Annotated in this window: 3 protein-coding genes and 1 pseudogene; 3 read left to right on the top strand and 1 reads right to left on the bottom strand. The window is 73.4% G+C overall.

Features of this window, described 5'->3' with window-relative positions:
* Both ACFQ87_RS34255 and ACFQ87_RS34250 read left to right on the top strand, forming a co-directional pair.
* Positions 1 to 1,681, top strand: a pseudogene (locus tag ACFQ87_RS34255) (hypothetical protein); the annotation flags it as partial.
* 37 nt (positions 1,682 to 1,718) lie between these two features.
* Positions 1,719 to 3,245 carry a hypothetical protein gene (locus ACFQ87_RS34250; RefSeq protein WP_380614807.1) on the top strand — a complete coding sequence of 509 codons (1,527 nt, stop codon included), beginning with the start codon at positions 1,719 to 1,721 and terminating at the stop codon, positions 3,243 to 3,245.
* 151 nt (positions 3,246 to 3,396) lie between these two features.
* On the opposite strand, the gene ACFQ87_RS34245 is transcribed toward ACFQ87_RS34250, so the two are convergent.
* Positions 3,397 to 4,224, bottom strand: a complete 828-nt coding sequence (locus ACFQ87_RS34245; protein WP_380614806.1) for a YncE family protein — start codon at positions 4,222 to 4,224, stop codon at positions 3,397 to 3,399.
* Positions 4,225 to 4,600: 376 nt separating this feature from the next.
* On the opposite strand from ACFQ87_RS34245, the gene ACFQ87_RS34240 reads away from it, so the two are divergent.
* Positions 4,601 to 5,723: alkaline phosphatase family protein (locus tag ACFQ87_RS34240; RefSeq protein ID WP_380614805.1), on the top strand; the 1,123-nt coding region annotated here is incomplete at its 3' end.

Raw genomic sequence — 5,723 nt, 5'->3', positions numbered from 1 at the left:
CGACCGGGTTCGCCGCGCCTTCCCCCAGCGCACCGAACACGCCGGGCGGCGCACCTGCGACGGCCTGGCCGTGCTGCGGGCGGCACTCGGCCGGGAGGGCACCGTGGCGCCCGGCTCCGGTCCGGCCGCTTCGGCCGGCACCGGCCTGACCGGCCCGCCGGTGAACCTGACCACGGCTCAGCTCGCGGCCGTCCAGGATCTCGGCGCCGTCGTCGACACCTACGCCGACCTGCTGGTCGCCGAGGCCGTCCACGACATCGTCCTCGGCCGCCCGGAGGCCGCCGGCCGCACCATGGACGCCGCCGCCGGACTCGCCACCCCGCCCGACCTGGACGTCCTGCGCACCCGCCGCCCCGGACGCACCGTCCACACCACCGTGCTGGCCGTCCTGCCGGACCGTGCGCCGCCCGGCGGCTCGCCGGTCGGCCTGGCCAGCCCGGCCCTGGCCGACTGGCTCGACGGCGCTGCGGGCTCCCCGGCCGGCCCGCCGTGGACCTGGGCCGTGGCCACCGCCGCCGGCCCCGTCAAGGTCACCCTCCAGGACCTGGAGCTCACCCCGGCCGACACCCTCGCGTTCCACCCCGCCGACCTCGACCGCCTCGCCGCCGAAGCCGCCGTCACCCCCGGTGCCGACCAACCGCCCGCCGTGCGCCGCCCGGACGGACCGGAGCTGGTCCGCCGTCTGGCCGCCACCCTCGCCGCCCGGCCTCCCGCCGCGGCCGACCTCGGGCTGGACGACCCCACGCTCGACTCCCAGGTGGCCGCCGCCCTGGCCACCCGGCTCGACGTCCTCACCGCCCTCGCCCGTCGGCTCTCCCAGGATCTGGCGAACCGGACCCCGGACAGCCTGGCCCGCGCCCGCGCCTTCGGCATCGCCCCGACCGCGGACGGCACACCCACGGACCGGCAGGACCGCGCCCGGCAGACCCTCGACGGCCGCCTCTCGGTGATCGGCCCGGCCGCACCGGACCGGCCCGCCCCGCACCTGGCCGCCGACCTCGGCCGACTGGCCGTCGGCCATGACCGGCTACCGGTCCTCGCCGGCCTCGACATCGGGAAGCTCGGCCCGATGGCGCCGGATCCCGGAAAGCTCGAACAGCAGTGGCTGGAGCTGATCGCCGCCGTCCGCCCGGCGCTGGCCCGGATCGAGGCCCACCAGGCCCGCTGCGACCTCGACCAGGTGCCCCGGCTCGCGATCGCCGGCACCCACCCCGACGACCCCTGGCTGGAGAAGCCGCTGGCCGCCCGGCCGGCCGGCGGCCCCGCCGACGGCGACCCGCGCCTGCTGGTGGCCTTCGGCCCGCGCCCGCTGCCCGCCGCCGGCCAGGTGGCGGTCGGTGTGCTCGACACCTGGGCCGAGTCCGTACCGGTCGGCTGGGTGGCGCCCGCCCCCGGCGAGCCCGAACCCGTTCAACCGGCCGACGCCGCCTTCGCGTTCACGGCCCCGGCGGCCCAACCGCCCCAGGCTGTCCTGCTCGCCGTACCGCCCGTCCCCGGTGGCACCATCGACGCGGACCAGCTGCCCGCGATCGTCGCCGAGGCCCGGCTGACCGCCCACGCGCGCATGGCCCGCGGCGAGGACCTCGGCCGGCTGGACCTGCTGCTGCCCACCGGCCTGCTGCCCGGCTTCGAGGTGGGCGGCTTCCAGTACCGACCGGACGCCGACCTCGGGGACTGGTGATGAACAAGGAAACCGGTGGCGAGCAAGGGGACTTGCGATGAACCCGCTCACGAACGGCCTCCACCTGCGCCTGGAACCGGCCCGGCCGGCCGGCGACCCGGAACGCGGCTTCGCCGCCGAACTCGCCGACCCCGCCTGGCTCGTGGGCCGGCAGTGGCAGCTCGGCGAGCACCAGGGGGAGAACGCGACCAGCCCCGTCCGGGTCACCGCCGCGCTTCGCCACGTGCCGATCGGGCCGATCACCGACCGACCCTCGCTCGACCCACGATTCGTCCCGGCCGAGGCCGCGATCGAGACCGGCCCGGAGGACTGGTGGACCATCGGCCGACGGATCCGGCTGGGCCGCGCGGCTTCGCAGGCGGCCGGGCCGCCGTTGCCCGCCGCGCACCTATTCACCGACCTCACCGAGCCGTACGCCGCACTCAACGGACGTGGCTTCGACGGGCGTTCGATCGTCCACGACAGCGTCCTGCTGGCCGACCCGGCGATCGCCGCCGTGTTCGCCGAGGTGCCCGGCCCGCTGCCGGACACCTGGCGGGCCGACGAACTCGACCACACCACCGCCTTCCCCACCGCGGAGGGCACGCTGGACGTCCCCGCCCACGACGGCGGCGAGACCGACTGGTGGACCGTCGACGCGCTGCCGGCCGCGCCCGGCACCGGCGGCGAGGCGCAGCGCGCGGCCGTCTGGCCGGAGCGTTTCCGGCTGGCGGGCTCCCCCGCTCCCCGCTGGTGGCAGATCGAGGACCACCTCGCCGACCTGGGCGGACTTCCCCCCGACCGGGCCCACTTCGCCGCCGCCCTTGTCCTGGACATCGTCCTCGGCCACGGTGACGACTGGTTCCTGGCCCCGCTGCCGGCCCGGGCCGGCCACCTCCTCGTGGTCGAGAGCCTGAACGTCCTCGACAGCTTCGGCCAGACCTGGGCGGTGCCGGCGCCGGGCCCCGACTGGTCGCTGTTCCGGGTCCACGGCTTCGACGGCCGTCGGCTGCCGATCTGGCCGGTGGCCGAGACCCCGCTGACCGGCGACCCGCTGGACGTCGTCACCATCGGCGCCGACGAGGACGCCGAACTGCTCTGGGCGGTCGAGGAGACCGTCGACGGCCAGGCCGTCGACCACGGCCTGCGGACCACCGGCGACGGCCCCGTCGCCGAGGACCAGCCGCTCGGTCAGCCGCCCACCCTGCGCTACGTCCCGGCCATCGACGTACCGGCGGCCTGGTACCCGTACACCCTCGAAGAGCGGCCCGACGGCCGAGGGCACGACCGGATCCGCTTCCTGCAGGGCCGCCTGGTCGCGGTGGCCTCCGACGGGACACCCACCCCTCGCACCCCGCCCGTCTCGGCGTTCCTGCTCGACCCGGCGGATCCCGCCGGTCGGGCACACGAGCTCGCGCCGAACCGCATCCCGCCCACCGGCATCCGGCTGGAACGGCGCACCCTGCTCGCCCGCACCACCACCGGCGCCCCCGTCCTGTGGAACCGCCGTACCCGCGCCCCGCTGATCTCCGTCCCCTCCTCCGGCCTCCGCTTCGACGCCGTCGAACCCGTCCCGCAACCGTGAAAGAACGACCAGGCGGCCAACCCCTGATTCTCCGAACCCCGCGAACCGGCCGGGTGATCGTTCGTCAGACGCGCCTCGGCCTGGTGTACGTGCTTCCCGAGGGGCGGGACCGATGGGCTCGCAGCCGTCCGGCGTCGGCCGCGAGCCGGCGCTACAGCTCGATCACGGTCACGGTGTCCGCGAAGAAGTTGGTGACGTAGAGACGCGTGCCGTCGGGACTCACCGCCACCCCACGTGGGCCGTCGGCGACCGGGATCGTTCCGGTCACCGTGCGGTCGGTGGTGTCGATCACCGAGACCGAGTCGAAGGGGAAGTGCGCCACGTAGAGCCGGTCCCCCGCGGGGCTCAGAGCCACGCCGTAGGGCCCCTGGCCGACGGGGACCGTGGCGATCACCTTCTCCCCGGCGATGTCGACGACCGACACCGTGTCCGCGAAGTAGTTGGTCGAGTAGAGGAGGTTCTCGTCCGAAGTCACCGCCACACCGGTGGGGAAGGCGATGCCATGGATCTCGGCGAACCTCGGCTTGGCGAACTGGTCGGTGACCAGTATGGAGTCCTCCAGCGCCAGGGTCAGGTAGACGCGGGCTCCGTCGGGGCTCACCGCCACCCCGTAGGGCGCGTGGCCGAAGCCGCTGTGCGTCGGGATGCCGCCGACGAGATCGATCCGCACCAGCATCTCGGAGTCGGGAGCAGCCACATGCAGGACGCGCCCGTTCGGGTTGGCAGCCAGGCCGTACGGCCCCTCGACGGCCTGGATCGTTTCGACCACGGCTGCGCGCGCTATGTGGATCACCGAAACGGTGCCGGACTTGAAGTCGGTCGTGAAGAGGCGGGTCCCGTCGGGGTTCACCGCTACGCTGTGTGGGCTCTTGCCGGTCGGGATCCGTTTGGCGTCGACGGCGGACACCCGGAGCCCTTTCTCCTGTGCTCGCGCGATCAGCCGGTCCAGCGGCGCGTCAGCGATGTCTGAGGCAACCATGAGGTCTCCCTATGCCGCAGTGACAGAACGTGACGAGGTCGTGCGGCCTCCATACTTCAAGCGTGGGCCGTCGGCAACTCGTCCGCATCTCGGTCACGTGGCACGAACTTCTCGACGCCTTTGTCCTCAACGCCTTTGTCAAAGCGCTTCGATGGTCCCGATGCGCCAGTAGACGGGCGAGGCCTGGACGCGATCCTCACCGGCGACGGCCGGGCGTTCCTCCGATGACAAGTCGGGAGCGCCCTGGTTGCGCCGTCCCGGCGACGGGACCTCCCGGAGATCCAGCCCGGCGCGCACTCCGCCGCCGCGCGTGCGTGAATGAATCGTCCGCGTACGTATCTCTGCTCGCGGTCCGAGAAGTTCGAAGGAAAGCGTGATGACACAAACGAAGAAGCCACAGCCGGTGGAACATGTGGTGATCATGGTTCAGGAGAACCACACCACCGACAACTACTTCCGCTCCATGCGGGCGTACGGGGCGAACGTCGCCACCGGCTGGCCGCCCCCGCCGCCCGGGGACAACCCGCGTCACGACCGGATCCACTACGCCAAGTGCCTGGCCGGGACGGACAAACCCGATCACGTCCAGTACGACACCAAAGTCGACCTGCCCTTCTACGCATGGCTCGCCGCCAGCGGCGCGTTCCTGGAGAACCACTGCTCCGGGTTCGGGACCAACTCCACCCCCAACCACATGCTCATCGTCGGCGGACAGTCGCCCACGCTGCGCAACCCGCCGCGCAACCAGCCGCAGCCGGTGTGGGACCTGCCCTCGTTGCCGGGCCACGCCGAGGACCACAAGCTGAGCTGGAAGGCGTACACCGGAGCGAACGGATACCCGGTGGAGTTCTACCAGCAGCTGAAGGGCTCGCCGAACATCGTGCGCTCGGCCAAGCCCTCCGAGCAGTTCCTCACGGACGCCGCCAACGGCTCGCTGCCGGCCCTGTCGATGGTCTGGCACGACTCCCCGTTCGACGAGCACCCGCCGTCCGAGGTGAGCGAGGGCATGAACGCGGTCTGGCAGGCGGTCGACGCCGTCGCCCAGGCGGACCTGTGGAACCGGACGGTCTTCCTGCTCACCTGGGACGACTGGGGCGGGTTCGACGACCACGTCCCCACCCCCAACGTCGAGTTCACCCCCGACGGCGTCCAGCTCGCCTACGGGCCGAGGGTTCCCCTGCTGATGTTCGGCGGCCGGGTGCGCCCCGGAATCGACAGCCGCTGGTGCTCGCACGTGAGCCTCACCAAGACCGCCCTGCAACTGCTCGGCCTGCCGCGGCTCGGCGTCGCCCGGGTGGACGACGACCAGGGCCTGGCCGATCTCGTCGACCTGGCGGGACCCGGCGACACGATGCCCCGGCCGCCGGTGTTCCAGAACGGGATCGACATGCCGCCGGAGCCGCACCCGACGCCCAAGCCCACCCCGCCGCCGCCCTCCCCGGTCGACGAGCCCAAGCCCGTCGCCGATGTACTGCTGCGCGACGGCAGCTCACTGGGCC

Source organism: Kitasatospora sp. NPDC056531, assembly GCF_042794375.1.
In the GTDB taxonomy this organism is placed as follows: Bacteria; Actinomycetota; Actinomycetes; order Streptomycetales; family Streptomycetaceae; genus Kitasatospora.
The sequence above is the reverse complement of the archived record's forward strand: the minus strand, read 5'-3'. Positions and strand labels throughout refer to the sequence as shown.

Excerpts from the sequence above, each read along its gene's own strand:
- ACFQ87_RS34250 (WP_380614807.1), top strand. The coding sequence starts at position 1,719 with ATGAACCCGCTCACGAACGGCCTCCACCTGCGCCTGGAACCGGCCCGG.
- ACFQ87_RS34245 (WP_380614806.1), bottom strand. The coding sequence starts at position 4,224 with ATGGTTGCCTCAGACATCGCTGACGCGCCGCTGGACCGGCTGATCGCG.